This is a genomic window from Streptomyces sp. GSL17-111, assembly GCF_037911585.1.
In the GTDB taxonomy this organism is placed as follows: Bacteria; Actinomycetota; Actinomycetes; order Streptomycetales; family Streptomycetaceae; genus Streptomyces.
The window spans coordinates 256,701-279,228 of sequence record NZ_JBAJNS010000001.1; the positions used below are offsets into that span (position 1 = coordinate 256,701).

The 22,528-nt window shown below is 73.9% G+C and carries 23 protein-coding genes; 13 read left to right on the plus strand and 10 right to left on the minus strand.

Translation table 11 applies throughout. The annotated features are described in order from the left end of the window. Nucleotides 1-86: 86 nt before the first annotated feature. Both V6D49_RS01190 and V6D49_RS01195 read right to left on the minus strand, forming a co-directional pair. A complete protein-coding gene (locus V6D49_RS01190) occupies nt 87-626 on the minus strand; it encodes a flavin reductase family protein (protein WP_340556290.1) in 540 nt (179 codons plus the stop codon). A 111-nt stretch (nt 627-737) separates the two neighbouring features. Next, the gene (locus V6D49_RS01195; protein WP_340556292.1) at nt 738-1,067 is read right to left on the minus strand and encodes a TlpA family protein disulfide reductase; all 330 of its coding nucleotides are present in this window, start codon (nt 1,065-1,067) and stop codon (nt 738-740) included. 303 nt (nt 1,068-1,370) lie between these two features. On the opposite strand from V6D49_RS01195, the gene V6D49_RS01200 reads away from it, so the two are divergent. Then, a complete protein-coding gene (locus V6D49_RS01200) occupies nt 1,371-2,081 on the plus strand; it encodes a lysophospholipid acyltransferase family protein (protein WP_340556294.1) in 711 nt (236 codons plus the stop codon). Nucleotides 2,082-2,145: 64 nt separating this feature from the next. On the opposite strand, the gene V6D49_RS01205 is transcribed toward V6D49_RS01200, so the two are convergent. The 3 genes from V6D49_RS01205 to V6D49_RS01215 form a co-directional block, all read right to left on the minus strand. Next, the gene (locus tag V6D49_RS01205; protein ID WP_340563597.1) at nt 2,146-3,231 is read right to left on the minus strand and encodes a threonine aldolase family protein; all 1,086 of its coding nucleotides are present in this window, start codon (nt 3,229-3,231) and stop codon (nt 2,146-2,148) included. Further along, nucleotides 3,228-3,998 carry an SDR family NAD(P)-dependent oxidoreductase gene (locus tag V6D49_RS01210; RefSeq protein WP_340556296.1) on the minus strand — a complete coding sequence of 257 codons (771 nt, stop codon included), beginning with the start codon at nt 3,996-3,998 and terminating at the stop codon, nt 3,228-3,230. The genes V6D49_RS01205 and V6D49_RS01210 overlap by 4 nt, the downstream gene beginning before the upstream one ends. Nucleotides 3,999-4,072: 74 nt before the next feature. Beyond that, entirely contained in the window at nt 4,073-5,506 is a 1,434-nt protein-coding gene (locus V6D49_RS01215; RefSeq protein ID WP_340556298.1) for a DUF6421 family protein, read from the minus strand. Between the two features lie 328 nt (nt 5,507-5,834). Here V6D49_RS01215 and V6D49_RS01220 point away from each other — a divergent pair, with 328 nt between their 5' ends. Further along, the gene (locus tag V6D49_RS01220; protein ID WP_340556300.1) at nt 5,835-6,548 is read left to right on the plus strand and encodes a glycerophosphodiester phosphodiesterase; all 714 of its coding nucleotides are present in this window, start codon (nt 5,835-5,837) and stop codon (nt 6,546-6,548) included. Here the strand turns inward: V6D49_RS01220 and V6D49_RS01225 are convergent. Beyond that, a complete protein-coding gene (locus V6D49_RS01225; protein ID WP_340556302.1) occupies nt 6,532-7,083 on the minus strand; it encodes a GNAT family N-acetyltransferase in 552 nt (183 codons plus the stop codon). The genes V6D49_RS01220 and V6D49_RS01225 overlap by 17 nt on opposite strands. A gap of 98 nt (nt 7,084-7,181) precedes the next feature. Between V6D49_RS01225 and V6D49_RS01230 the strand changes: the two genes are divergently transcribed. The 4 genes from V6D49_RS01230 (at nt 7,182) to V6D49_RS01245 (ending at nt 10,109) form a co-directional block, all read left to right on the plus strand. Next, nucleotides 7,182-7,574: a VOC family protein gene (locus V6D49_RS01230; protein WP_340556303.1), complete on the plus strand. Its 393-nt coding sequence runs from the start codon at nt 7,182-7,184 to the stop codon at nt 7,572-7,574. 89 nt (nt 7,575-7,663) lie between these two features. Beyond that, nucleotides 7,664-8,209, plus strand: a complete 546-nt coding sequence (locus V6D49_RS01235; protein WP_340556304.1) for a DUF5134 domain-containing protein — start codon at nt 7,664-7,666, stop codon at nt 8,207-8,209. Nucleotides 8,210-8,294: 85 nt separating this feature from the next. Beyond that, the gene (locus V6D49_RS01240; protein ID WP_340556305.1) at nt 8,295-9,245 is read left to right on the plus strand and encodes a M56 family metallopeptidase; all 951 of its coding nucleotides are present in this window, start codon (nt 8,295-8,297) and stop codon (nt 9,243-9,245) included. Nucleotides 9,246-9,410: 165 nt separating this feature from the next. Next, nucleotides 9,411-10,109 carry a TetR/AcrR family transcriptional regulator gene (locus V6D49_RS01245; protein WP_340556306.1) on the plus strand — a complete coding sequence of 233 codons (699 nt, stop codon included), beginning with the start codon at nt 9,411-9,413 and terminating at the stop codon, nt 10,107-10,109. Here V6D49_RS01245 and V6D49_RS01250 read toward each other — a convergent pair. Further along, nucleotides 10,075-11,559 (minus strand): LVIVD repeat-containing protein, encoded by a 1,485-nt coding sequence (locus V6D49_RS01250; protein ID WP_340556308.1) that lies wholly within the window; start codon nt 11,557-11,559, stop codon nt 10,075-10,077. The two genes, V6D49_RS01245 and V6D49_RS01250, sit on opposite strands and share 35 nt — an antisense overlap. A gap of 182 nt (nt 11,560-11,741) precedes the next feature. Between V6D49_RS01250 and V6D49_RS01255 the strand changes: the two genes are divergently transcribed. Together V6D49_RS01255 and V6D49_RS01260 are read left to right on the plus strand one after the other, a co-directional pair. Further along, on the plus strand, nt 11,742-12,419 hold the full coding sequence (locus V6D49_RS01255; RefSeq protein WP_340556310.1) for a DUF305 domain-containing protein: 678 nt from the start codon (nt 11,742-11,744) through the stop codon (nt 12,417-12,419). A 131-nt stretch (nt 12,420-12,550) separates the two neighbouring features. Further along, on the plus strand, nt 12,551-13,903 hold the full coding sequence (locus tag V6D49_RS01260) for an FAD-dependent oxidoreductase (protein WP_340563600.1): 1,353 nt from the start codon (nt 12,551-12,553) through the stop codon (nt 13,901-13,903). Between the two features lie 14 nt (nt 13,904-13,917). On the opposite strand, the gene V6D49_RS01265 is transcribed toward V6D49_RS01260, so the two are convergent. Continuing rightward, nucleotides 13,918-14,283, minus strand: coding sequence for an ArsR/SmtB family transcription factor (locus tag V6D49_RS01265; RefSeq protein WP_445330448.1), 366 nt, complete (start codon nt 14,281-14,283; stop codon nt 13,918-13,920). 97 nt (nt 14,284-14,380) lie between these two features. Here V6D49_RS01265 and V6D49_RS01270 point away from each other — a divergent pair, with 97 nt between their 5' ends. The 5 genes from V6D49_RS01270 (at nt 14,381) to V6D49_RS01290 (ending at nt 19,448) form a co-directional block, all read left to right on the plus strand. Next, complete coding sequence (locus tag V6D49_RS01270) at nt 14,381-15,463, plus strand: NADH:flavin oxidoreductase/NADH oxidase (RefSeq protein WP_340556314.1); 1,083 nt, start codon at nt 14,381-14,383, stop codon at nt 15,461-15,463. An 81-nt stretch (nt 15,464-15,544) separates the two neighbouring features. After that, nucleotides 15,545-16,651, plus strand: coding sequence for a WD40/YVTN/BNR-like repeat-containing protein (locus tag V6D49_RS01275; RefSeq protein WP_340556316.1), 1,107 nt, complete (start codon nt 15,545-15,547; stop codon nt 16,649-16,651). A gap of 58 nt (nt 16,652-16,709) precedes the next feature. Continuing rightward, nucleotides 16,710-17,387 carry a uracil-DNA glycosylase gene (locus V6D49_RS01280; RefSeq protein WP_340556318.1) on the plus strand — a complete coding sequence of 226 codons (678 nt, stop codon included), beginning with the start codon at nt 16,710-16,712 and terminating at the stop codon, nt 17,385-17,387. Further along, complete coding sequence (locus V6D49_RS01285) at nt 17,384-18,355, plus strand: N-acetylglucosamine kinase (protein WP_340556320.1); 972 nt, start codon at nt 17,384-17,386, stop codon at nt 18,353-18,355. Before V6D49_RS01280 ends, V6D49_RS01285 begins: the two co-directional genes overlap by 4 nt. 145 nt (nt 18,356-18,500) lie before the next feature. Beyond that, on the plus strand, nt 18,501-19,448 hold the full coding sequence (locus V6D49_RS01290; RefSeq protein ID WP_340556322.1) for a hypothetical protein: 948 nt from the start codon (nt 18,501-18,503) through the stop codon (nt 19,446-19,448). Between the two features lie 154 nt (nt 19,449-19,602). Here V6D49_RS01290 and V6D49_RS01295 read toward each other — a convergent pair whose 3' ends face one another. Both V6D49_RS01295 and V6D49_RS01300 read right to left on the minus strand, forming a co-directional pair. Then, nucleotides 19,603-20,649, minus strand: coding sequence for a lactonase family protein (locus V6D49_RS01295; protein WP_340556324.1), 1,047 nt, complete (start codon nt 20,647-20,649; stop codon nt 19,603-19,605). A gap of 113 nt (nt 20,650-20,762) precedes the next feature. Beyond that, the gene (locus tag V6D49_RS01300) at nt 20,763-22,268 is read right to left on the minus strand and encodes an FUSC family protein (protein WP_340556325.1); all 1,506 of its coding nucleotides are present in this window, start codon (nt 22,266-22,268) and stop codon (nt 20,763-20,765) included. Nucleotides 22,269-22,528: the final 260 nt, after the last annotated feature.

The following is a 22,528-nucleotide window of genomic DNA, read 5'->3' on the forward strand; positions in this document are numbered from 1 at the left end:
CGCCAGTACATCCATCACTTTCCCGGGAGGCAAGGCCGGTTAACTGTGACCTTGCCAACGCGGGAAGAGCGAAACGCTGACTCGACTCAATCACGCAACGCCGTGAAGCGCCCCTGGTGATAGAGCAGCGGCCGGCCGGGGCCGGCGGCGTCGCCCGCCACCACCTCGGCGATGACCACACGGTGGTCGCCCGCGGGCACACGGCCCGCCACCCGGCACACCAGCCACACCGGGACGTCCCCCAGGACGGGCACGGAGAAGGGGCCCGGGCGCCACGTGAGGGGAGGCGCGAAGCGGTCCGCGCCGTGCCGGGCGAACGTCTCGGCCACGTCCTGCTGGTGCTCGCCCAGGAAGTGCACCCCCACATGGGTGGCCTCGGCCAGGACCGGCCAGGTGGACGAACCGGTACCGACTCCGAAGGACAGCAGGGGCGGGTCCGCGGCGACCGACGCCACCGACGAGGCCGTGAAGCCGACCGGACGCGCCGCCGCGCCGCCCGCGCCAGGCGCGGCGGGCGCGGCGGCGGTGATCACGGCCACTCCGGCCGGGTGACGGCGGAACGCGGCGCGCAACAGGTCGGGGCCACCGTCGAGCAGCGCGGCGCCCACCGCGCCCGCCGGCTTCACCGGCGGCTCCCGGACCGTCTGACCTCACCCATAACGTCACCCTGACGATTGGCGGTGGGCGGCGTCAAGCGGCGGCGGGAGCCAGGGGGTGCGAGATCCGTCACGCGCGGCTCACAGGACCTCGCCCAGCGCGGCGATCACGTCGACGGTGCGCGGAGGGCCGACGGCCCGGCGCACGATGCGCCCGCCCTCGTCGAGCACCAGAACGGTGGGGGTGGCCTCGATGTGCAGGTCCCGGACGAGCGTCAGCCGGTCCTCGGCGTCGACCTCCACGTGGAGCACGCCGTCGACCATGCCGCTGACCTGCCGCAGGACGCCGCGCGTCGCCCGGCACGGCTGGCAGAACGCCGTCGAGAACTGCACGAGCGTGGCCCGCTCCCCCAGCCGCGCCACGGCGAGGTCCGCCGCGCTCAGGCGCCGTGTCCGGCTCCGCTCGGTCATGCCCGCCTCTCCTCTCCTCCGGTCGCCGGACGGCCCCTCGGCCGTCCGGGCCTTTTCCGCCCCTGCCAGCATCGCATCGGTCCCCTGCGCGCCCGGCGCGCGAGACCGTTCCCCGTCACTCGGTACGGACGCTGTGACGTGCGGACTTCTCGCCTCGCGCGCGGTTCCCCGCAGGGCGGCGGGGCCCGCGACCAACGTGATCGGGATCTCCTCACCCCGGACTGGCCCGGGAAGTTACGGACGCGTAAGTTCACAGGACTGGCCGGGTACCCCGCCCAGCAGCCGCTTTCTCGAAGGACCCCCATGGCAGAGCTCGTCTATCCCCCCGTCATCCGCACGGCGCTCACCTGGTTCAAGGCGATCGACCTGCGCTTCGACATCGAGGGGACCGAGCACGTGCCGCAGCGGGGGGGTGCCGTCCTGGTCAGCAACCACATCAGCTACCTGGACTTCATCTTCGCCGGACGAGCCGCCCTGCCCGCGAAGCGGCTGGTGCGGTTCATGGCGAAGGAGTCCGTCTTCCGCCACAAGGTCTCCGGTCCCCTGATGCGGGCCATGAAGCACATCCCGGTGGACCGCTCGGCGGGCAAGGACGCCTACCGGCACGCGGTGCGGGCACTGCGGTCGGGGGAGATCGTCGGCGTCTTCCCGGAGGCGACCATCTCGCCGTCGTTCACGCTCAAGGAGTTCAAGAGCGGCGCGGCGCGGATGGCGCAGGAGGCCGAGGTTCCGCTCCTCCCGGTGGCCCTGTGGGGCACGCAGCGCCTGTGGACGAAGGGGCGCCCCCGCGACTTCGGGCGCAACCACTTCCCGATCACCATCCGCGTCGGCGCGCCGCTGCTCCCCCGAGCCGGGGAGTCGGTCGGCGCCGTCACCGAGCGGTTGCGCGGCCGGGTGCAGGAGCTGCTGGAGGCCGCTCAGCGCGCCTACCCGGCCCGGCCGAAGAACGCGGACGACGCCTGGTGGCTGCCCGCCCACCTGGGCGGCACCGCGCCGGCGCCCCCGCAGCCGTGAGAGACGGCCGCCGCCGGACCGGGGTCCGGCGGCGGCCGTCTCTCACGGCTGCGGGGGCGCCGGCTCAGGAGCCGGAGTCCAGTTCCGCCCGCAGCGCCGCGAGAAAGCCGTCGACGTCCTCCTCGGTGGTGTCGAAGGCGCACATCCAGCGCACGACGCCCGCGGCCTCGTCCCAGAAGTAGAAGCGGTAGTGCTTCATCAGCCGCTCGCTGACGTCGTGCGGCAGCCGGGCGAAGACGCCGTTGGCCTGTACCGGGTAGAGGATCTCCACGCCCTTGACGGCGCCGGCGCCCTCCGCGAGCCGCTGGGCCATGCTGTTGGCGTGCCGGGCGTTGCGCAGCCACAGGTCCCCCGCCAGGAGGGCCTCCAGCTGCACCGAGACGAAGCGCATCTTCGAGGCCAGCTGCATCGACAGCTTGCGCAGGTGCTTCATCGCCCGGACGGCGCCGGGGTTGAGGACGACCACGGCCTCGCCGAACAGCGCGCCGTTCTTCGTGCCGCCGAGCGAGAGCAGGTCGACACCGGCCACGTTGGTGAACGTCCGCATGGGCACGTCGAGGGCGGCGGCGGCGTTGGCGATCCGTGAACCGTCCAGGTGCACCACCATGCCGCGTTCGTGTGCGTGCTCGCAGATGGCCCTGATCTCCGCGGGCGTGTAGAGGGTGCCCAGCTCCGTGCTCTGGGTGATCGAGACGACCTGCGGCATGGCGCGGTGTTCGTCCTCCCAGCCGTAGGCCTCCCGGTCGATCAGCTCGGGGGTCAGCTTGCCGTCCTCCGTGGGGACGGTGAGCAGCTTGAGCCCGCCCACCCGCTCGGGCGCCCCGCACTCGTCGACGTTGATGTGCGCGCTCTCGGCGCAGATGACCGCGCCCCAGCGGTCGGTGACCGCCTGGAGCGCGACGACGTTGGCACCGGTCCCGTTGAAGACGGGGAACGCCTCCGCGCGGGGGCCGAAGTGCCGGCGCACCACCTGCTGCAGGTGCTCGGTGTACTCGTCCCCGCCGTAGGCCGTCTGGTGCCCGTCGTTGGCCAGCGCGAGGGCCGCCATCACTTCCGGGTGCGCGCCCGCGTAGTTGTCGCTGGCGAACCCGCGCGCCCGGGGGTCGTGGCGCCGTTTGGCGTCGGTCCGCACGGGCGTGGGGTCGTTCAGGGCTTCGGGGTGAGCCACAGGCGGTTTCCGTTCACTTCCTCGGTGGGGGTGGACCAGGTGCCGGTGATCGCGTCCGCCAGGTCGGTGACGTCGGTGAAGCCCGCGAACTTGGCGTTCGGGCGCTCCCTTCGCATGGCGTCGTGCACCAGCGCCTTCACGACGAGGATCGCAGCCGCCGCCTGCGGCCCCTGCTCGCCCCCCGCCTTGCGGAAGGCGTCGGCCATGGCGAGCGTCCACGCCTCGGCGGCGGCCTTGGCTGCGGCGTAGGCGGCGTTGCCGGCCGTGGGCCTGCCCGCTCCGGCGGCGCTGACGAGCAGGAACCGGCCCCGGCCGGAGCGCGCGAGCGCGCCCTCGAAAGCGAGGGAGGTGTGCTGGACGGTGCGGATGAGCAGCTTCTCCAGCAGCTCCCAGTCGGCGAGGTCGGTGTCGGCGAAGGTCGCCGAGCCGCGCCAGCCTCCGACCAGGTGGACCAGCCCGTCGATCCGGCCGAACTCCTTCTCGGTGCGCCGGGCCCACTCCCTCGTCTCGTCGAGGTTCAGCAGGTCCACGGTGTCGCCGATGACGGTGGCACCGCCGTGGGCGAAGCGGGCCGCGTCGACGCCTTCGGCCAGCCGCTGCGGGTCCGCGTCGGCGCCGACGACGACGGCGCCCGCCTCCGCGAGCCGCAGCAGCGTCGCGTGTCCGGCGGGTCCGCCGGCCCCGGCGACGGCCACGACCGCGCCCTCCAGTGATCCCGCTCCGCCGTTGCCCGGGGTGCCGCTCGTCATGCCACTCGCCTCCACTGTGCCCGCCTGTCGCTCTGTTCCGATACCACCGCCGCTGCCGCCGGTGACGCGTGTACTCACGCCGCCACGGGAGCCGTGGCACGGTCCGCGGTGATGCCCTCCGTGGAGGCGATCACACCGCGCAGCTTCTTGGCCAGCGCCTCATAGAACATGCTGAGCGGGAACTCGTCCGGATGCACCTCGTCGACGAGCTTGCGCGGCGGCAGGCTCAGGTCGAGGGCCTCGGGTCCCTTGGCCCAGGTGGAGCCGGGGTGCGGAGCCAGGTACGTCGAGACGAGCTCGTAGGCCTTCAGCCAGTGCACCAGCTTGGGCCGGTCGATACCCCGGCGGTACAGCGTCTCGATCTCCTCGCGGAGCTGGACGGTGACCTCGCGGGCGCGGTCCCAGTCGATGGTGAGCTTGTTGTCGGTCCAGCGCAGGGCGTCGCTCTGGTGGAGGTAGGCGAAGAGCAGCTGGCCGCCGAGCCCGTCGTAGTTGCGGTTGCGCTCCCCGCTGACGGGGAAGCGGAACAGCCGGTCCAGGAGGACGGCGTACTGCACGTCACGGCCCTGCGGGACGCCGTCCGCCTCCAGCTTGACGGCCTCGTGGAAGGCCGTGAGGTCGCAGCGCAGCTCCTCCAGGCCGTACATCCAGAACGGCTGGCGCTGCTTGATCATGAACGGGTCGAACGGCAGGTCCCCGTGGCTGTGCGTGCGGTCGTGCACCATGTCCCACAGCACGAAGGCCTGCTGGGTGCGCTCCTGGTCGTCGAGGAGGGCCAGGGCGTCCTCGGGGAGCCGCAGGCTGGTCACGTCGCAGGCGGACTCGACGACGCGACGGAAGCGGGCCGCCTCGCGGTCGCAGAAGATGCCGCCCCAGGTGAACCGCTCGGGGGCCTCGCGCACCGCGATGGTCTCGGGGAAGAGGACGGCCGAGTGCGTGTCGTAGCCGCTGGTGAAGTCCTCGAAGGTGATGCCGAGGAAGAGCGGGTTGTCGTAGCGGGTGCGCTCCAGGTCGGCCAGCCAGTCGGGCCACACCATGCGCAGGACGACGGCCTCCAGGTTGCGGTTCGGGTTGCCGTTCTGCGTGTACATGGGGAAGACGACGAGGTGCTGACGCCCGTCCACGCGCTGCTCGGCGGGCTGGAAGGCGAGCAGCGAGTCCAGGAAGTCCGGCACCTGGAACCCGCCCTCGGCCCAGCGGCGCAGGTCGGCTACCAGAGCCCGGTGGTAGGAGGCGTTGTGCGGCAGCAGCGGCGCCAGCTGCTCGACGGCGGCGACGACCCGCTCGACCTCGGCCTCGACGGACTCCCGGGTGGGCGCGTCCTCGGCCGCGAAGTCGACGGAGCCGTCCTTCGCCTGCCAGGGGCGGATCCGCTCCACAGCGTCCTTGAGGTCGGCCCAGGCCGGGTGGCCGACCACCCGCTCGGCCGCGTCCACCGGCGCGGATATCGACGAGCCGACAGGACGAACATCTCCCTCGGCAAACGCAGGCGAAAGAATATCCGTCATCGCTGTCCCTCCACGGAAGAAAATCTCGTACGACCTACCGTAGGCACATCCCGTCCCACACCTCAAGCGGAGACGCAGGAAATCTTCCCGAACCACTGGGGAAAATGCAGGATTCTTTCGGTCACACCTCGGAAGCCCAGGACACCCGAGGCAAAAAGCGAGGAAAGCGCTGTTTGACCTGTTTCGGGCCTTCGCTCCTCCGACTCACCCGTTCGGCCCACGCCGCCGGGCGGACGTCCCGCGTTCAGTCCGCGTTGGCCAGGCCGGTTAGGCTGGCGCCCGGTCGACGCCGGACCGGGGAACCCCGCACAACGGAGGAGAGAACCACGTGGGACTGCTGACCGTCGGGCACCGCGGGGTCATGGGAGTCGAGCCGGAGAACACGCTGCGCTCCTTCCGCCGCGCGCAGGCGGAAGGCCTGGACATGATCGAGCTCGACCTGCACCTGAGCAAGGACGGGGAGCTGGTCGTCATGCACGACGCCGAGGTGGACCGCACCACCGACGGGTCCGGGCGCGTCGGTGACATGACCGTGGCGGAACTACGCGGCCTGGACGCCGGGCTCGGGGAACGGGTGCCCCTGTTCGACGAGGTCGTCGACGCCGTCACGGCCCCCCTGCAGGCGGAGATCAAGGACCGGGCCGCGGCACGTGTCCTGGCCGAGGTGGTCGAACGGCGCGGGCTGCACGAGAGGATCTGGGTGATCTCGTTCCACGAGGAAGCACTCGCCGAGACCCGCAGGCGTCTCCCCGACATCCCGATCGCCCTGGTCACCGGCGGCTCGACGCCCACGGCTCCCGAGCGGGCGGCCCGCCTCGGCGCTCGGACGGTCTCCTGCGAGCTGCGGCACCTGCGACCGGAGGTCGTGGAGCGCTGCCACACGGCGGGCATCAAGGTCATCAGCTGGACCGTCAACACACCGCAGGAGCTCGCCCGGGCCCGGGAGCTGGGCCTGGACGGGGTCGTCACGGACCTGCCGGAGGTCCGGCACGCGCTCGCCGGCGGGGCCCCGGACGCCCCGGCGGTCAGCCAAGGGGCTTGACCAGGAGCTCGAAGCACAGGTCCGGCCGGCGCGGGATGCCGAAGCGCTCGTCCCCGTAGGGGAAGGGGCTCGTCCGGCCGGTCCGCGCGTAACCCCGCCGCACGTACCAGGCGATGAGATCCTCGCGCTGGGTGATGACGGTCATCTCCATCATGCGGGCGCCCCACAGCTCGACCGCGGCGCGCTCGGCCTCCGCCAGCACCCGGCGGCCGAGCCCGGCGCCCTGGAGCCCGGGGCGGACCGCGAACATGCCGAAGTAGGCGACCGGTCCTTCCGGCCGGGCCCGCCGCTCCAGGTGGCAGCACGCGACCGGCAGCCCGTCCCGTTCCGCCACCAGGAGCCGACTGCCGCGGTCCTCCACCAGCTCGCGCACGCCCTCGGGGTCGGTGCGGCGGCCGTCCAGCAGGTCGGCCTCCGTCGTCCAGCCGGCGCGGCTCGACTCGCCCCGGTAGGCGGACTCGACGAGCGCGACCAGCGGCTCGACGTCGTCCTCGGTCGCGGTCCGGAACGTGAGGGCGGGCTGTGCGGTGTCCATGGCGTCCGAGCCTATCCGGCGGTCTCCGTGTACGACGCACCCCGGCGCGGACCGCCCGCGGAACCCACCTCACGGGACAACACACCTAGAGTCGCCGCATGGTGCATGTACTGAGCAGCAGGGTGTTGTTGCGACCGACCGACCCGGAGGAGACGCGGGACTTCTACGGCAGGCGCGTGGGGCTCACCGTCCAGCGGGAGTTCGGCACCGGCCCGGAGCGGGGCACCGTCTACTTCCTCGGGGGCGGCTTCCTGGAGGTGTCCGGCCGCTCCGAGCGTCCCAGCGCGCCGGGGTTGCGGCTGTGGCTTCAGGTCGCCGACGCGGCCGAGGCGCACCGCGAGCTCGCCGAGCGGGACGTGGACGTGCTGCGCACGCCGGTGCGGGAGCCGTGGGGGCTGATCGAGATGTGGGTCGCCGCGCCGGACGACGTCCGGCTGTGCGTGGTGCAGATCCCCGATGACCACCCGCTGCGGTACCGGCCGGGCATCTGACGTCGACGCGCCCCCTCTGCCCCGGCGCGCCCCCATGCGCCGCCGCCCTGTGAGGGCAGACTCCCCGTCGAGGGGATGGGGAGGTGGCCATGCACGGCCCCGCACTGGTCGGCTGGTTGCTGGCGGGCGTGTGCGCGCTCGCCGGCGCGGTCTGCCTGGCCCGCGCCCGCCGGGGGGCGGCCGACGGCACGGTCGGCCGCGCGGCGCGGCGGGCGCGGGAGGCGGCCGTCGCCGAGACCGTCATGGCCTGGTCGATGGCGCTCATGTCGGTGCCCGGCGCGCCGCTTCCCGGGCCGTTCTACGCGGCGCTGTTCGCCGCCTCGGCGCTGTGGGCGCTCAGCCTGCGGCTGCGCGGGATGGGGCACCAGCTCCACCACCTCACCGAGGCGGCGGCCATGGGCTACCTGGTCCTGGGCATGGGCACGGGTCACCACGGCGGGCCCGCCGTGGTGACCGGGGGCCTCCTGCTCTACTTCGCCGGGTACGCGGTGGCCGCCGGCGTCCGGCTGCTGCCCGTGCCGGTCGCCTCGGGCGGGCCCGGGCCCCTGCCGTCGGCCGTCCTCGCCTCGCCCGGTGTGACCGACGCCTGCCGGCTGACCCTCGCACTGGCCATGTGCGCGATGCTGCTGGGCTGAGGCGGCACGCCGAGCCCGGTGAGGCGTGCGTCACTTCGGGGCGGTCGGCGTACCGAGGGGTAGTGGGCCGTCCTAGGCTGGCGCCATGACGGTCGCGTTCGCCCTCATCCTGCTGGGTGGCCTGACCGCGGCGACGGCGCCGCGGCTGCTGGCCCGGAGCTCCTGGGCGGACCGGGAACCGATCCTCGCCCTGTGGGTGTGGCAGTGCGTCGTGGCGGCCGTGCTGCTGTGCTGCGTCCTGGCCATGGCCCTGTGCGGCGCGGAGGCGTGGCAGGCCGTCAGGGGTCATGTGTTCGCCCCCGCCCCTCAACAGGTCATCGACGCCTACGCGCTCTCCGGCGAGGGCGACCCGTGGGCCGCCGTGCTCGCCGTCGCGCTCTTCGGCGGCGGAGCCTGGACGGCGGCGATGCTCGGCCGGGAGGTGCTCGGCGCCCGCGCCGCGCGCCGGGCCCGCCGGGCGGAGCTGCGGGAGCGCTCGCCCCGGCTGCCCGGTGAGGAGGAGGCCGACGGGGAGCGGCTGACCGTGCTGGAGGACGAGCGTCCCGGCGCCTGGTGGCTGCCCGGTGCCGACGCCCGGTTGGTGATCACCACAGCGGCCCTGCACCGACTCAGGGGACGCCAGCTCGACGCCGTCCTGGCGCACGAGGAGGGGCACGTGCGCGCCCGGCACGACTGGCTGCTGCACTCGTCCTCGGCCCTCGCCTCGGCCTTCCCCCGGGTGCCCGTCTTCCGGGCGTTCCGGGAGCAGATGCACCGGCTGGTGGAACTGGCCGCCGACGACGTCGCGTCACGCCGCTGCGGCCGGCTGACCACGGCGCTGGCGCTGGTCGGGCTCAACGAGGACCGCGGTGTGTTCGGCCCGGGCGGCGACCACGCTCACGACCACGGGGACCTGCCGCAGCGGGTGAACCGCCTGCTCGGGCCCGCGAACCGGCTGTCGGTCGGGCGGCGGCTGCGCGTGACGGCGCTGGCCTCGCTCATCCCCGTGGTCCCGCTGCTGGTGGCCTTCGTCCCCGGACTGCGCGCGCTCGGCTGAGCCGCGCTGAGCCACGGGGCCAACGGGTGCGACGTGCACGACGAGGCCGGTCTCGGACGATCCCCCGCGTCGCCCGAGACCGGCTGCCGGACTACCCCGAAGGGGCATGCTCCGGCACCTGGCTGAGTATATTGGCTGGGAGCCAGTCAACGCAGGAGTTACAGCATGTCCCCTCGGAGCGCTTCGGTCAACGAAGAATTGCGCCGACGCTCGCGCGAGCGACTGCTGCAGGCGACGGTGGAGCTGGTCGACGAACGCGGCTACGAGGCCACCACGCTCGGGGACATCGCGGGCCGCGCCGGTGCCGCGCGGGGGTTGATCTCGTACTACTTCCCGGGCAAGCGGCAGTTGCTGCAGTCGGCGGTGCACCGCTTGATGCACCGTACGCTCAGTGCCGCGCTGGACGCCGAGCCGCGGCCGGAGGGCCCCGAGGCCGGGAGCGAGATGCTGGCGCGGGCGATCGACGCCGTCCTCGGGCTGGCCCGCACGCATCCCACGCTGATGCGCACCCACATGGCGGGCATCCTCCAGCAGGAGGGTTTCGTGCAGTGCGAGGAGCAGCAGCGGCTCGCGGCGGAGTTGCGCCGGGCGATGACCTGCTACGGCGCTCCGGACGTCGACGCCGACTATCCGCTGCTGCGGGCGCTGTTGATGGGCGCCGTCGTGGCGCTCCTGCTGCCGGGCATTCCCATGCCGCTGCCCCGGCTGCGGGCCGAGCTGTTCAGCCGCTACGGCCTGGACTGGCGGCTCGGGGTGCCGCCGGGCGGCGAACCGCACGGCGGCACCCGTGAGTTGCGGGCCCTGCGCGTGACGTGCCGGTGTGGCGGGGTCAGCGGCGGTAGCGAGGCTGCGTCTGGACGTTGAGCTCGTCCATCCGCACCCGCTTCGCGCCGTCCGTGCGCCGGTCGTCGATCCGCAGGACGTCGAATCCGTTCTGGTCGCTCGAGTAGATGTGGCCGTTGTAGTAATAGGCCGACCAGGTGCCACCGAACGTCAGCCGCTCGGTCGACTCCGGGCCCCGCTCGAAGTAGCCGATCTCCCGCGGACGCCGGGAGTTGGTGAAGTCCCAGATCGAGATGCCGCCCTGGTACCACGACTGCACCATGATGTCGCGGCCGCGCACCGGGATCAGCGAGCCGTTGTGGGCGACGCAGTTCTCGGTGTCCGCCTGGTGCCGGGGGATCTTGTAGTAGTTGACGAAGTCGAGACGCGACTTCGCGCCCTTGCCCCTGATGTGGTAGATGCCGTCGGCACCCTTCTCGTCCCCGGTGCGCTCGTTGCAGGTGGCGCCCACGCCGCCCCCGAGCTCGTCGGTGAAGACCACCTTGCGTCCGTTCTGGCTGAACGTCGCGGAGTGCCAGAAGGCGAAGTTCTCCCGGTCCTGCACCCGGTCGATGACCCGGGGCCGCTCCGGCCTGCTGATGTCGAGCAGCACGCCGTCGCCCATACAGGCCCCGGCCGCGACGCGCAGAGCCGGGTAGGCGGTGATGTCGTGGCAGCCGGTGGTGGGGACGTTGTCGGGGCGGTCCTCCTCGCCGGGGTACCCGCCGTCGGGGAACAGCCGGGCGAAGGAGACGAGCTCGGCCCGCTCGGGCGCCGTGCGGGGCACCTCGACGATCGAGATGCCGTCGTGCGGCGGCTGGCAGTCGGGGAAGACGTCACGGGGGAAGTACGACGAGACGTAGACGTGGATCTTCTTCTTGCCCGGAACGAGGGTGTGGGTGTGCGAACCGCACGGCGTCTCCACGGCGGAGACGTAGCGCGGGTGGCTCTTGTCGCTGATGTCGAAGACGCGGATGCCTTCCCACGAGCTCTTCTCGGTGGCGGGCTGCGAGACGCTGGTGCAGCTGTCGTCGCTGCGGGAGGAGTCCACGGAGAGGAAGAGCAGGTCGCCCGAGACCGAGATGTCGTTCTGCCCGCCCGGGCAGAGCACCTGGCTGACGACGCGCGGCGACGCGGGCGTGCTGATGTCGTAGACGACGAAACCGTCGTAGTTGCCGACGAACGCGTGGTCCCCCTGGAAGGCGATGTCCGTGTTGGTGCCGGTCAGCGCGGTCCTGGGCATCGTGGTCAGGTGGGAGACGTTGTCACTGTGGACGATCTCGCCCGGTTCCGGCAGCTCGCCTCGGGCGACGGCGGCCTCGATGGCCGCTTCCTTCGGCTCCGAGACGACCTCGGGCGAGGACTGCGGGTCCCCCGGGTCGGGAACGGCGACCGCGGGGCCGGCCGTGAGCAGCGAGGCGAACAGGCCGGCGGCCGCCGCGGCCACCGCTATGCGTCTGCGCCGTGCGGGGGGTGAGTGCAACGACGTCACGGACTCCTCCTTCTGCCCTCCCGGTCGGGGAGGCGCTCGGTCAGAAACTTCGTGCAGTATGGCGCTTACATGTACAGATCAATAGGGCAAGGCGCAGTCTTGTCCTCCGGCGCACGTCGAGTGGCCATCCAGCACCGCCCGAGCGTGCGTGGGCCCACCACGCCACAGGAGGAGACGTCGTGATGCACCGTCAGCACCGGCGCGTATCCGGGAGCCTCGCCACCCTGACGGCCGTGCTCGGCCTGGCCGGCCTGACCGTCGGCTGCACCGGCGACACCGAGGGGAGCCCGGCCGCCGGTCCCTCGGTCATCGCGCCGGGCGAGCCGGGCGAACGGGCGCGCACCGTCTCCCCCGAGGAGGCGGAGGTACAGGGGCGCAAGGAGCGCCAGCCCAACACCGCCGACGTCGACTACATGAGCCGCATGGTCGTGCACCACGAGCAGGCCCTGGTGATGGCCGACCTGGCACCCGAGCGGGCGGGCGGCGCGGCGGTGCGGAAACTGGCCGACCGCATCAGGGCCGCGCAGGACCCGGAGATCACGGCCATGCGGGCATGGCTCAAGCAGCACGCACCCGACCGTGCCGAGGAGGACGGCACGGGCGCGTCCGGGCACGGGCACTCCCACGCCGACATGCCGGGCATGGCGACCGAGGAGGAGCTGGCGGAACTGCGGGGCGCGGAGGGCGAGGCGTTCGACGCGCTGTTCCTGGAGCTGATGATCGACCACCACAACGGGGCGGTGACCATGGTCACCGAGGTGCTCAGCGAGGGCAACGACGTCCGGGTGGAGGAGCTGGCGGCGGACACGGCGGCGCAGCAGGCGGCCGAGGTCGAGCGGATGCGGGCGATGAGGGACTGAGCGCCGCCGGAGGACTCCGCCAGAACGGCTCGACGGGCGGCCGTGGCCCGGCCGTCGGCCTCCCGCGCGGCGGGTTCCGGTGCCATGCTGGACGGTACCCGGGCGAAGGGAGAGCCACAGCCGTGAGTGCTCTGGAGCGCGTTGCCGTCGTCGGTTCCGGACCCAGCGGGGTCTACACCGTGCAGGCGCTGCTGGACCAGGCCCCCTCGTCCACGCTGGCGGTCGACGTCCTGGACCGGCTGCCGTGCCCCTACGGCCTCGTCCGCTACGGCGTGGCACCCGACCACGAGAAGATCAAGTCCCTCCAGCACAACCTCCGCAGGGTGCTGGAGGATCCGAGGGTGCGGTTCGTCGGCAACGTGCGCGTCGGCGACGACGGCGTGTCCACCGAGGAGCTCCGTGACCTCTACCAGGCCGTCGTGTACTGCGTCGGAGCGGCCACGGATCGCAGGCTCGGCATCCCCGGTGAGGATCTCGACGGCAGTTGCTCGGCCACCGACTTCGTCTCCTGGTACAGCGGCCACCCCGACGCCCGGGACGGCTTCCCCCTCGCCGCCCGGTCAGCGGTGGTGATCGGCGTCGGCAACGTCGCCGTCGACGTGGCCCGGATGCTCGTCCGGGGCGCCGCGGAGCTGCACGGGACGGACATGCCGCAACGTCCCCTGGAGGACCTGGTGCACGGCGGCATGCGCACCGTGCACATGGTCGGGCGGCGCGGCCCCTCGCAGGCGAAGTTCACCACCAGGGAGCTGCGCGAGCTGGGCACCCTGCCGGGCGTGCGGACGCTCGTCCACGAGGCGGAACTGGCACGCGACCCGGGGTACGTGCGGCCGGAGGGGCTGCCCGGCGCCGTACGGCGCAACCTGGCCGCGCTCGGGGACTGGAGCCGCACCGGGGCGTCGGGGCCGGGCCGCCGCATCGAGCTGCGCTTCTTCCTGCGCCCGGTCGAGATCCTCGGGAGCGACACCGGCACGGTCCGGGCCGTGCGCTTCGAGCGGACGGAGCCGGACGGCCGGGGCGGTGTCCGGGGGACGGGCGCGTTCGAGGACATCGAGGCCCAGTGGGTGCTGCGGTCGGTCGGCTACCGGGGCGTACCGCTGCCCGGGCTGCCGTTCGACCCGGCGCGCGGCACGGTTCCGCACGACCGCGGCAGAGTCCTGCGCGACGGGCGGCCCTCCCCCGGCGAGTACGTGGCCGGCTGGATCAAGCGGGGGCCCACGAGCGTCATCGGCACGAACCGGCCGTGCGCCAAGGAGACGGTGGCGGCGCTGCTGTCGGACGCCGACGCCCTCGCGGCGCGTCCGGTGTCCGATGCCGATCCGCTGACGCGACTGAGTGCCGGGGACCGCACCCCCGTGCCGTGGTCGGGATGGCTGAACGTCGAGGCCGCCGAGGCGCGGCTGGGCGGCAGCCTCGGCCGCACGACGGCGAAGATCCCGGACTGGGACGGTCTGTTCGCGGCGGCACGGGGCGACGGCCGCTGAGTGCCGGGCAGCGGTCAGGCGTGCCGGACGGCCTCCGCCTCCGCGGCGGCGAGCACGCCGTCCAGCAGCCCGGGGAAGAGGGCCTGGAGGTCGTCGCGGCGCAGCCGGTTGAGCTTGGCCGTGCCCCGGTAGGTCTGTCTGATGACTCCGCACTCCCGCAGCACGCGGAAGTGGTGCGTCGTCGTCGACTTGCTGACGGGCAGGTCCAGGGCCGAGCAGCTCTGCTCGGCCGGCCCGGCGGCCAGCCGACGGACCACCGCCAGGCGCATGGGGTCGGCGAGCGCGTGCAGAACGCACTCCAGGCGGATCTCCGAGCGGTCCGGGTGGGGCAGGTCCCGGCCGACGGCGGAAGGGGCGGATGACGTCGTCACGTTCCCCATGGTACGAGAATCCTCGTAGTTTGACGTTCGCCGTACTACGATGAGTATCGTATGACTGCGCGCACCGAGGCGCGCCACCGTTTTCGAGGAGCCTTTCGTGAGCGTCCTGTTCGAGCCCCGCACCCTGCGGTCCCTCACCCTGCCGAACCGGGTCTGGATGGCGCCGATGTGCCAGTACTCGGCCCCCACCCAGGGGTCGCGGACCTCAGTCGCCGGGGACTGGCACCTCGCCCACTACGCCGCACGGGCCACGGGCGGCACGGGACTGATCCTCGTGGAGGCCACCGCCGTCAGCCCCGAGGGGCGCATCAGCCCGGCGGACCTCGGGCTGTGGAACGACGCGCAGACCGCCGGACTGCGCCGCATCACGGACTTCCTCACCGGCCAGGGGACCGTCCCCGGCATCCAGCTCGCACACGCGGGCCGCAAGGCCGCCACCGACCGTCCGTGGCGCGGGGGCGCACCGCTCGGAGCGCACGAGGAGGGGTGGCGGCCGGTGGCACCCAGTCCCGTCCCGTTCGACGAGCGGCACCCCGTGCCCGACGAGCTGACCGTGAATCAGATCCGCGAGATCGTCGGCCAGTTCGCGGAGGCGGCCGGACGCGCGCTGGACGCCGGGTTCAAGGTCGCCGAGATCCACGGGGCCCACGGCTATCTGATCGGTGAGTTCCTCTCCCCGCACAGCAACCACCGCACGGACCACTACGGTGGTTCGTTCGAGAACCGGACCCGCTTCGCCCTGGAGGTCGTGGACGCCGTGCGCGCGGTCTGGCCGGAGGACCTGCCGCTGTTCTTCCGCGTCTCCGCCACCGACTGGCTCGAGCCCGACGGCTGGACCGTGGACGACACCGTCCGCCTCGCGGACGTCCTGCACCGGCACGGCGTCGACCTGCTCGACGTCTCCAGCGGCGGCAACGCGCCCGACGTGACCATCCCGGCCGGCCCCGGCTACCAGGTGCCCTTCGCCGCGCGGGTGAAGGCCGAGACGCGGCTTCCCGTGGCGGCGGTCGGGCTTATCACCGATCCGGCGCAGGCCGAGAAGATCATCGCGGAGGGCCAGGCCGACGCGGTCCTGCTGGGCCGCCAGCTGCTGCGCGAACCGTACTGGGCGCGGCGGGCGGCACGCGAGCTCGGCGCGAGCGGCCCGGCCGTTCCGCTCCCGTACGGACGCGCCGCCTGACCTGCGCGGACACCGTCCGGGACGCCGATGTCAGCGGCCGGGGGCACACTGGCGGCACAGAGCGTCCCGGAGGTGTTCCGCATGACTGACGTGCTGCTCGCGGTCGGCACCCGCAAAGGTCTGTTCCTCTTCCGCGGCCGGGCCGGTTCCGGTCCGGTCACCACCGCCGGGGGCTGGGAGCGGGCGGGGGCGTACTTCACCGACCAGGCCGTCTCCGCCCTCGCGCTCGACACCCGCTCCGGTCGGCCGACGCTGCTGGTCGGGGCGGACAGTTCCCATTGGGGCCCCTCCGTCCTGCGCTCCACGGACCTGGGCGCCGGCTGGCAGGAGCCCGCGCGGCCCGCGATCCGCTTCCCCGCCGACACCGGGGCGTCACTGGAACGGCTGTGGCAACTGGCGCCCGGCGGCGCCGAGGAACCCGACGTCGTCTACGCGGGCACGGAACCGGCCGCGCTCTACCGCTCGGAGGACGGCGGGCGGTCCTTCGCCCTGGTGCGCTCCCTGTGGGAGCACCCCCACCGGGAGCGGTGGGAACCCGGCGGTGGCGGCCTGGGTCTGCACACGATCCTCGTCGACCCGCGCGACACCGGCAGGGTGACGGTCGCCGTCTCGACGGGCGGGGTCTACCGCACCGAGGACGGCGGCGAGAGCTGGACGCCGTCGAACGCCGGCGTGTCGGCCGTCTTCCTTCCCGACCCGCAGCCCGAGTTCGGCCAGTGCGTCCACAAGGTCGCCCGCGACGCCGTGGACCCGGACCGCCTCTACCTGCAGAACCACTGGGGTGTGTACCGCAGCGACGACGGCGGACGGCGGTGGAGCGCGATCGAGTCGGGGCTGCCGTCGACGTTCGGCTTCCCCGTCCTCGCCCACCCCCACCGCGCGGACACCGCCTACCTCTTCCCGCTGAACGCCGACTCCGACCGGGTGCCCGCCGGTCGCCGCTGCCGCGTCTACCGGACGGAGGACGGCGGCCGTTCGTGGACCGGTTCGGCCGACGGCCTGCCCACGACGGACCACCACGGCCCGGTCCTGCGGGACGCCCTGTGCACCGACGGCGACGACCCGGCGGGGGTGTACTTCGGCAACCGCAACGGTGAGGTCTACGCCGGCGCGGACGACGGCACGTCGTGGCGTCAGGTCGTGGCCCATCTCCCCGACGTGCTCTGCGTACGGGCCGCACGCGTGTGAGGCCCGTACGCAGAGCACGCCGCCACGGGCGGACGCGTGAGCCAGTAGGGTGAGGACCGTGGCTGCACGACCGCTGAACGAGATCGTCGAAGCCGGCTGGGCCAAGGCCCTGGACCCGGTCGCCGGACGCATCGCCGCGATGGGCGACTTCCTGCGCGCCGAGGTCGCCTCGGGCCGGACCTACCTACCCGCCGGGGCGAACGTCCTCCGCGCGTTCCAGCAACCCTTCGACGAGGTCAGGGTGCTGATCGTGGGTCAGGATCCGTATCCCACACCGGGCCACGCGGTGGGGCTGTCGTTCTCCGTGGCCCCCGAGGTCCGCCCGCTGCCGGGAAGTCTGGAGAACATCTTCCGCGAGCTGCACACCGACCTCGGGCTCCCACGCCCCTCCACCGGCGACCTCACTCCATGGACCCGGCAGGGCGTCCTGCTGCTGAACCGGGCCCTGACCACCGCCCCCCGGCGGCCCGCCGCCCACCGGGGCAAGGGCTGGGAGGAGGTCACCGAGCAGGCGATCCGGGCCCTGGCCGCACGCGGCACCCCACTCGTCGCCGTCCTGTGGGGCCGCGACGCCCGCAACCTGCGTCCCCTGCTGCAGGGGGTTCCGGCGGTCGAGTCCGCCCACCCCTCCCCCATGTCCGCCGACCGCGGGTTCTTCGGTTCGCGGCCCTTCAGCCGCACCAACGAACTGCTGGCCGAACAGGGGGCGGAGCCGGTCGACTGGCGTCTGCCGTGAGCCGCTGGGTGCTGGGCGTCGACTCGGGCGGATCGGGGCTGCGCGTCGCGCTCGCCGACGCCGTCCGGGACAGCCCGGCGCCGACGGGGCCGGTCCTTCCCGCGCCCCCCGTTCGAACCGGGCCCGGCGGGATCGACGCCGAAGAGCTGGGGAACCGGGTCGTGTCCGCGGCCCGGAGACTGCTGACCGAGGCGGGAGCCTCCGGCGAGCCCGTCCCGACCGTGTGCGTCGGCGCCGCCGGCATGGCGTCCCTGGGCGACGCCCTGCGGTCGCGGCTGCCCGGCGTGCTCCGCGCGGCGCTCGGCACCGACCGGCTCGCCCTCGCCGCCGACGCGGTCACGGCCTACGCCGGAGCGCTCGGGGTACGGCCCGGAGCGGTGGCCGCCATGGGCACGGGCATGGTGGCGCTGGGCACCGACCTCAGCGGCTGGCGCCGCGCCGACGGCTGGGGGCACCTGCTGGGCGACTGCGGCGGCGGCGCCTGGATCGGCAGAGCGGCGCTGGAGGCGGCGCTCCGCGCGCACGACGGCAGGGTCTCGGGCTCGGCGGTCCTGCTCGATCGCGCGGAGTCGCACTTCGGTCCGGTCGCCGGGCTCCCCGGGCGGCTCTACCCGCGCGCCGACCGCCCCGCCGTGCTGGCGTCCTTCGCTCCCGAGGTGGCGGCCTGCGCCGCGACGGACCCGGTCGCCGCGGAGATTCTGCGGGCCGCGGCCGGACACGTCGCCGACGCGCTGGCCGCGGTGTGCCCTCCGGAGGGCACACCGGCCGTGGCCCTCACCGGTGGGCTGGTGCGCCTGGGTGAGCCGCTGCTCGGTCCCCTGCGCCGGGAACTCGCCGACCGGCTGCCCCGGGCCCGGCTCACCGAGCCGGCCGGCGATCCGCTCGCCGGTGCGCTCCTCGTCGCCGCCCGGCTGGCCGGGGACGCCGTCGCGCTGCCCGCCGATCCGGTGCTGCTGCGCACCGTGTGACCGGCGGGGAGGCCGGTGCCGGGTGCGCCGTCGCACAAAACGCCCGGCGTGCGGGCCGCTCGACGCGCGGGGCGAAACGCCCATCAACGGACCAATCACCCCCGGCACAGCTGTGCATAGTGCCAAGGCATTAGCATGCCGGGCCATGAGCTCCTCCACTGGTCCCGAAGGCGGCCTGCCCGTACGAATGCCGCGTCCCCGCAAGCCCGGCAGGCATCGCCGGCCGGAGCCCGTCGTCGCGCCCGAAGGCGCTCCCGCGCTGGTTCTGGCCGTCCCCGGCGAGCCCTCGGCCCCGGTGCGCTCCCTGGCCGAGGAGATCATCAGCATCGCCCGGTCCGAGCTTCCCGGCATGGACGCGCGCGTCGCCTTCGTCGACGGGGCGGACGACGCGTTCCCCGGAGTGGAGGCGGTCCTCACGCAGGTCGTGGCCGAACGCACCGCCCGCGCCGCCCGCCGCCTGGAGGACGCGGACGCGGCCGAGCGCGGCGAACCGTCCGCAGCGGGCGCCGAGCAGCTCAGCGCCGTCGTCGTGCCGCTCCTCGCGGGGCCGGACGCGGCCGTGCTCCGCCGCATACGCCAGGCGGTCCTGAACAGCGGCTCGGGCGCCGAACTGACGGACGTCCTCGGTCCGCACCCGCTGCTGGCCGAGGCCGTCCACGTGCGGCTGTCCGAGGCGGGCCTCGCGCGCGCCGACCGTGCCCGGCTGTTCACCGTGGCCACCGCCGCCGACGGCATCGTTCTGGCCACCGTGGGCGGCGAGGAGGCCGTGCAGGTCGCGGGCATCACCGGCATGCTGCTCGCGGCCCGGCTGGCCGTGCCCGTGCTGGCGGCGCCGCTGGACGAGGAGGGCGCGGTCGCCCGCGCCGCCGCGGAACTGACGGCGGCGGGATCGCAGCAGCTGGCCGTGGCCCCCTGTCTGATCGGGCCCGAGGTGCCGGGTGGCCTGGTGACGGCGGCCGCCGAGGAGGCCGGCTGCCACGCGGCCGAGCCGCTGGGCGCCTACCCGGCGATCGGGAAGCTGGTGGCGTCCGCGTACGGGGCGAAGGCGGGCATCGGTGCCACCGGCGCACCGCAGGGCAGCGTGGCCCACTGACGGGTGCCGGGAAGGTTCCGTCGGACTGACGGCGCGCGGTGGGGGCGGGAGCTCGGGGCCCGCCCCCACCGCGCGTCGCGCTCCTCGGCCGTCTGTTGAGGCGGGTCCGGAGCGACGCCGGGGCGCTGGGCGTCCTCGGTCGAACCGGGCGTCCTCAGTCGAAGACGACGCAGCTCGCGGCGGTCACGGGCAGGGTGCCCCCGTAGGCCGGCACTCCGGTCGCGGGATCGACGTCGAACCAGGTGACGCCCCCGGAGCGTTCGTTGGCCGCGTACAGCCGCCGTCCGGTCGGGTCCGCCGCGAGGTCCCGGGGCCAGTGTCCGCCGCACGGCACGGTGGTGACCAACCGGGGCTCGCGGCCGTCGTCACCGAGGGCCAGGACCGTGATCGAGTCGTCCCCCCGGTTGGCCACCCACGCGTACCGGCCGTCCTCGGACACGACGAGAGCCGACGGCGCGTTGGCGCCCCCCGCTCCCGGCGGCCGGACGCCCACCTGGTGCAGGGGCTCCAGGTCGCCCGTCTCCCCGTCCCAGCGGCAGACGGTGACCGTCGACTCCAACTCGTTGATCACGTAGACCCAGGCGCCGCAGGGGTGGAAGGTCAGGTGCCGGGGGCCGGTGCCCGGCGGCATGGGGACCTCCCGCTGCGGAGCGGCACCGGAGTGGTCGAGGCGGGAGACCCAGACGGAGTCGGTGCCGAGGTCCACGGCGAGCAGCCAGTTCCAGCCCGCGTCGGCGACGACGCAGTGGGCGTGCGGGCCCGCCTGGCGGTCCGCGTCCGGCCCCGCTCCCCGGTGCTGCCGCACGGTCCGCAGCTCGCCCTGGGGTACGCCGCTCGCGCCTAGGGGCAGCGCGCTGACGCTGCCCGATCCGTAGTTGGCCGTGAAGACGTACCCGGCGGCGACGGTGAGGTGCGTGGGCGCGTCGCCGCCCACCGGCACCGGGTCGGCCAGGAGCACGGGACGGTCGGTGTCCCGCAGGGAGAACGCGGCGACGGCCCCGTCCGGCGTCTCCTGGACCGTGTAGAGCGTGCCCGAGCCGGGCGCGAGCGCCAGGAAGGAGGGATCGGCGACGTCGGCGGTGCGACTGAGCACGGTGAGCGCTCCGTCGGCCGGGTCGACCGCCGCGACGGTCAGCCCCGCACCGCCCTCCGAGGTGAACGATCCGATGTACGCCCGCTGCCCACTGCCCGAACCGGCCACGGCCTGCCCCTTTCCCCGCCCGTCACGACGTTCCCGGTCTGTGCGGGGCACCGTAGCAGTTGGTCTGGACCAGCGGGCACGGGATGGGCGCGGCAGGCAGGTGGCGCGACGTCTCAGGCCGTCCGGAGCGGACCGCGCGGGGCGCTGTGCAGCGGTCCCGCCAAGCCCGTGAGCGCGGCCTCCAGCGCGTGGAGGTGGGCCAGCGCGCGGTCGCCGTCGGGCTGCCGGGGAGAGGGCTCCGCCCCGGCGCGGCGCTCCCCCGCCGTTCCGGGGGCCTGCTGACGCAGCAGCCGCTGGACGGCCTCCTCCACCCGCTGGCACCCCTCGGTGAGCCGGACGTCGTGCGAGGCTTCCGGGTCGGCCGCGATGCCCGCGAGGGCGTGGGCGCGCGCGGCGCACTCGTCGAGCAGGCCGAGCACGAGCCGGGCGCGCGCCTTGCGCTCCCGGTAGGGGTTGAGCGGGTGAACGAGCGGCGCGAGCGCGAGGCGGGCCCGACCCAGGAGCAGCTCCAGTTCGGCCACCCGTCCCGCCGGATCGGCGGCCGCGTCACCGGCGAGCCGCCGGGCGGCCTCCTCGGTGCCGCGCTGCAGGGCCACCAGAGCGCGCCGGATCCAGGCGTTCGTCGTCGCGTGCGTGGTGACCGGGAGGACGAACACGACGGCCGCCGCCGCGCCCAGGGCCCCGACGAGCGTCTCGGCCACGCGCAGCGCCAGCAGCCCGGCGTCCAGCACGCCCAGCAGGCCGTACAGGAGGCCCACCATGACCGTCACGAAGAACATCATCCAGCTGTAGGACACCGCCGCGGTGTAGAAGATGCCGAAGACGCACACGGCGACGAGCCCGGCCGTCGCAGCGGGGTGGCCGTCCACGGGCAATGCGACGAGCAGGCCGGCGGCGATGCCGACGACCGTGCCGAGCACCCGGCGGAATCCCCGCACGAGGGTCTCACCGCGCGAAGCCGTGTTGACGAAGATCCACCAGGCGGCGCCCACGGCCCAGTACCAGCGTTCGTGGGACAGGGCCTGCCCCGCCAGCAGGGCCAGGCCGCAGGCGACGGTCGCCTGCACGGCCTGCCGCGTGGTGGGGCGGCGCAGACCGCGCTCGTCGCCGGGGGGCGGTGCGGCCGGAGGCGGGGTGCGCCGTTCGATCGGCCACAGCCCGAACCGGACGAGGGCCGCCGCGGCCAGGGCCAGCAGCACGGCTCCGGCCAGCGGCACGAGATCGTGTGGCGCGGGCCGTAGGAACTGCGCCACGAAGAAGGTCATGAACGCGAAGATGCCCAGCGCGTTGCCCCGGGGCCCGTACCGGCGGGCGTACACGCCGGCGAAGACGATGCCGAGGAAGGCCGCGTCCCTCAGCGGTGGGGCGTCGTGCAGCACGGCCGCCGCCGCGAGGACGGGGAGCCCGACCAGCGGCAGGAGTGCGGTGGTGCGGGCTTGAGCGCGCACGTCGGCGTCGGTGACGGTGAAGAGGGCGAGTAGCGCCGCGAGGCCTCCGGTGATGGCGGCGCGGACGTCGAGGCCGGTGGCCGCCACGGCGAGCACCGCGAGTCCGACGCCGATGACGGCGCGGGACGCCTGCCGTAGCCTCAGTCGCTCCGGGTCCGGAGCTGCGAACATCCTCTTCACGGCGGTCGGCCGCCCCCTTTTCCCACGTTCTCGCCGCGCGTGGGACGTCCGGGGGTGGTGGACGGCCGGGCACGACGAGGGCGCCGCGGGCCGAGAACGGCTTCGTTGCCGTCCGGCACTGCGCGGCGCCCTGTGCATGTATACGACACCGATTCGATGGAAGCACGGGCTCGCGTGCGCCGCCAAATCAGCGCGGACGACCGTGAGGAGCCTCACCCGGCCCTCGGCCCAAGGGGTGGCGGCCGGGACGG

What these genes read in the sequence shown, in the direction of transcription:
- V6D49_RS01240 (WP_340556305.1), top strand. Translation starts at nt 8,295, where the DNA reads ATGACGGTCGCGTTCGCCCTCATCCTGCTGGGTGGCCTGACCGCGGCG.
- V6D49_RS01210 (WP_340556296.1), bottom strand. Translation starts at nt 3,998, where the DNA reads ATGACGAGCGGCACCCCGGGCAACGGCGGAGCGGGATCACTGGAGGGC.
- V6D49_RS01230 (WP_340556303.1), top strand. Translation starts at nt 7,182, where the DNA reads ATGGTGCATGTACTGAGCAGCAGGGTGTTGTTGCGACCGACCGACCCG.
- V6D49_RS01290 (WP_340556322.1), top strand. Translation starts at nt 18,501, where the DNA reads ATGAGCTCCTCCACTGGTCCCGAAGGCGGCCTGCCCGTACGAATGCCG.
- V6D49_RS01235 (WP_340556304.1), top strand. Translation starts at nt 7,664, where the DNA reads ATGCACGGCCCCGCACTGGTCGGCTGGTTGCTGGCGGGCGTGTGCGCG.
- V6D49_RS01200 (WP_340556294.1), top strand. Translation starts at nt 1,371, where the DNA reads ATGGCAGAGCTCGTCTATCCCCCCGTCATCCGCACGGCGCTCACCTGG.
- V6D49_RS01195 (WP_340556292.1), bottom strand. Translation starts at nt 1,067, where the DNA reads ATGACCGAGCGGAGCCGGACACGGCGCCTGAGCGCGGCGGACCTCGCC.
- V6D49_RS01215 (WP_340556298.1), bottom strand. Translation starts at nt 5,506, where the DNA reads ATGACGGATATTCTTTCGCCTGCGTTTGCCGAGGGAGATGTTCGTCCT.
- V6D49_RS01225 (WP_340556302.1), bottom strand. Translation starts at nt 7,083, where the DNA reads ATGGACACCGCACAGCCCGCCCTCACGTTCCGGACCGCGACCGAGGAC.
- V6D49_RS01300 (WP_340556325.1), bottom strand. Translation starts at nt 22,268, where the DNA reads ATGTTCGCAGCTCCGGACCCGGAGCGACTGAGGCTACGGCAGGCGTCC.
- V6D49_RS01245 (WP_340556306.1), top strand. Translation starts at nt 9,411, where the DNA reads ATGTCCCCTCGGAGCGCTTCGGTCAACGAAGAATTGCGCCGACGCTCG.
- V6D49_RS01255 (WP_340556310.1), top strand. Translation starts at nt 11,742, where the DNA reads ATGCACCGTCAGCACCGGCGCGTATCCGGGAGCCTCGCCACCCTGACG.
- V6D49_RS01275 (WP_340556316.1), top strand. Translation starts at nt 15,545, where the DNA reads ATGACTGACGTGCTGCTCGCGGTCGGCACCCGCAAAGGTCTGTTCCTC.
- V6D49_RS01265 (WP_445330448.1), bottom strand. Translation starts at nt 14,283, where the DNA reads ATGGGGAACGTGACGACGTCATCCGCCCCTTCCGCCGTCGGCCGGGAC.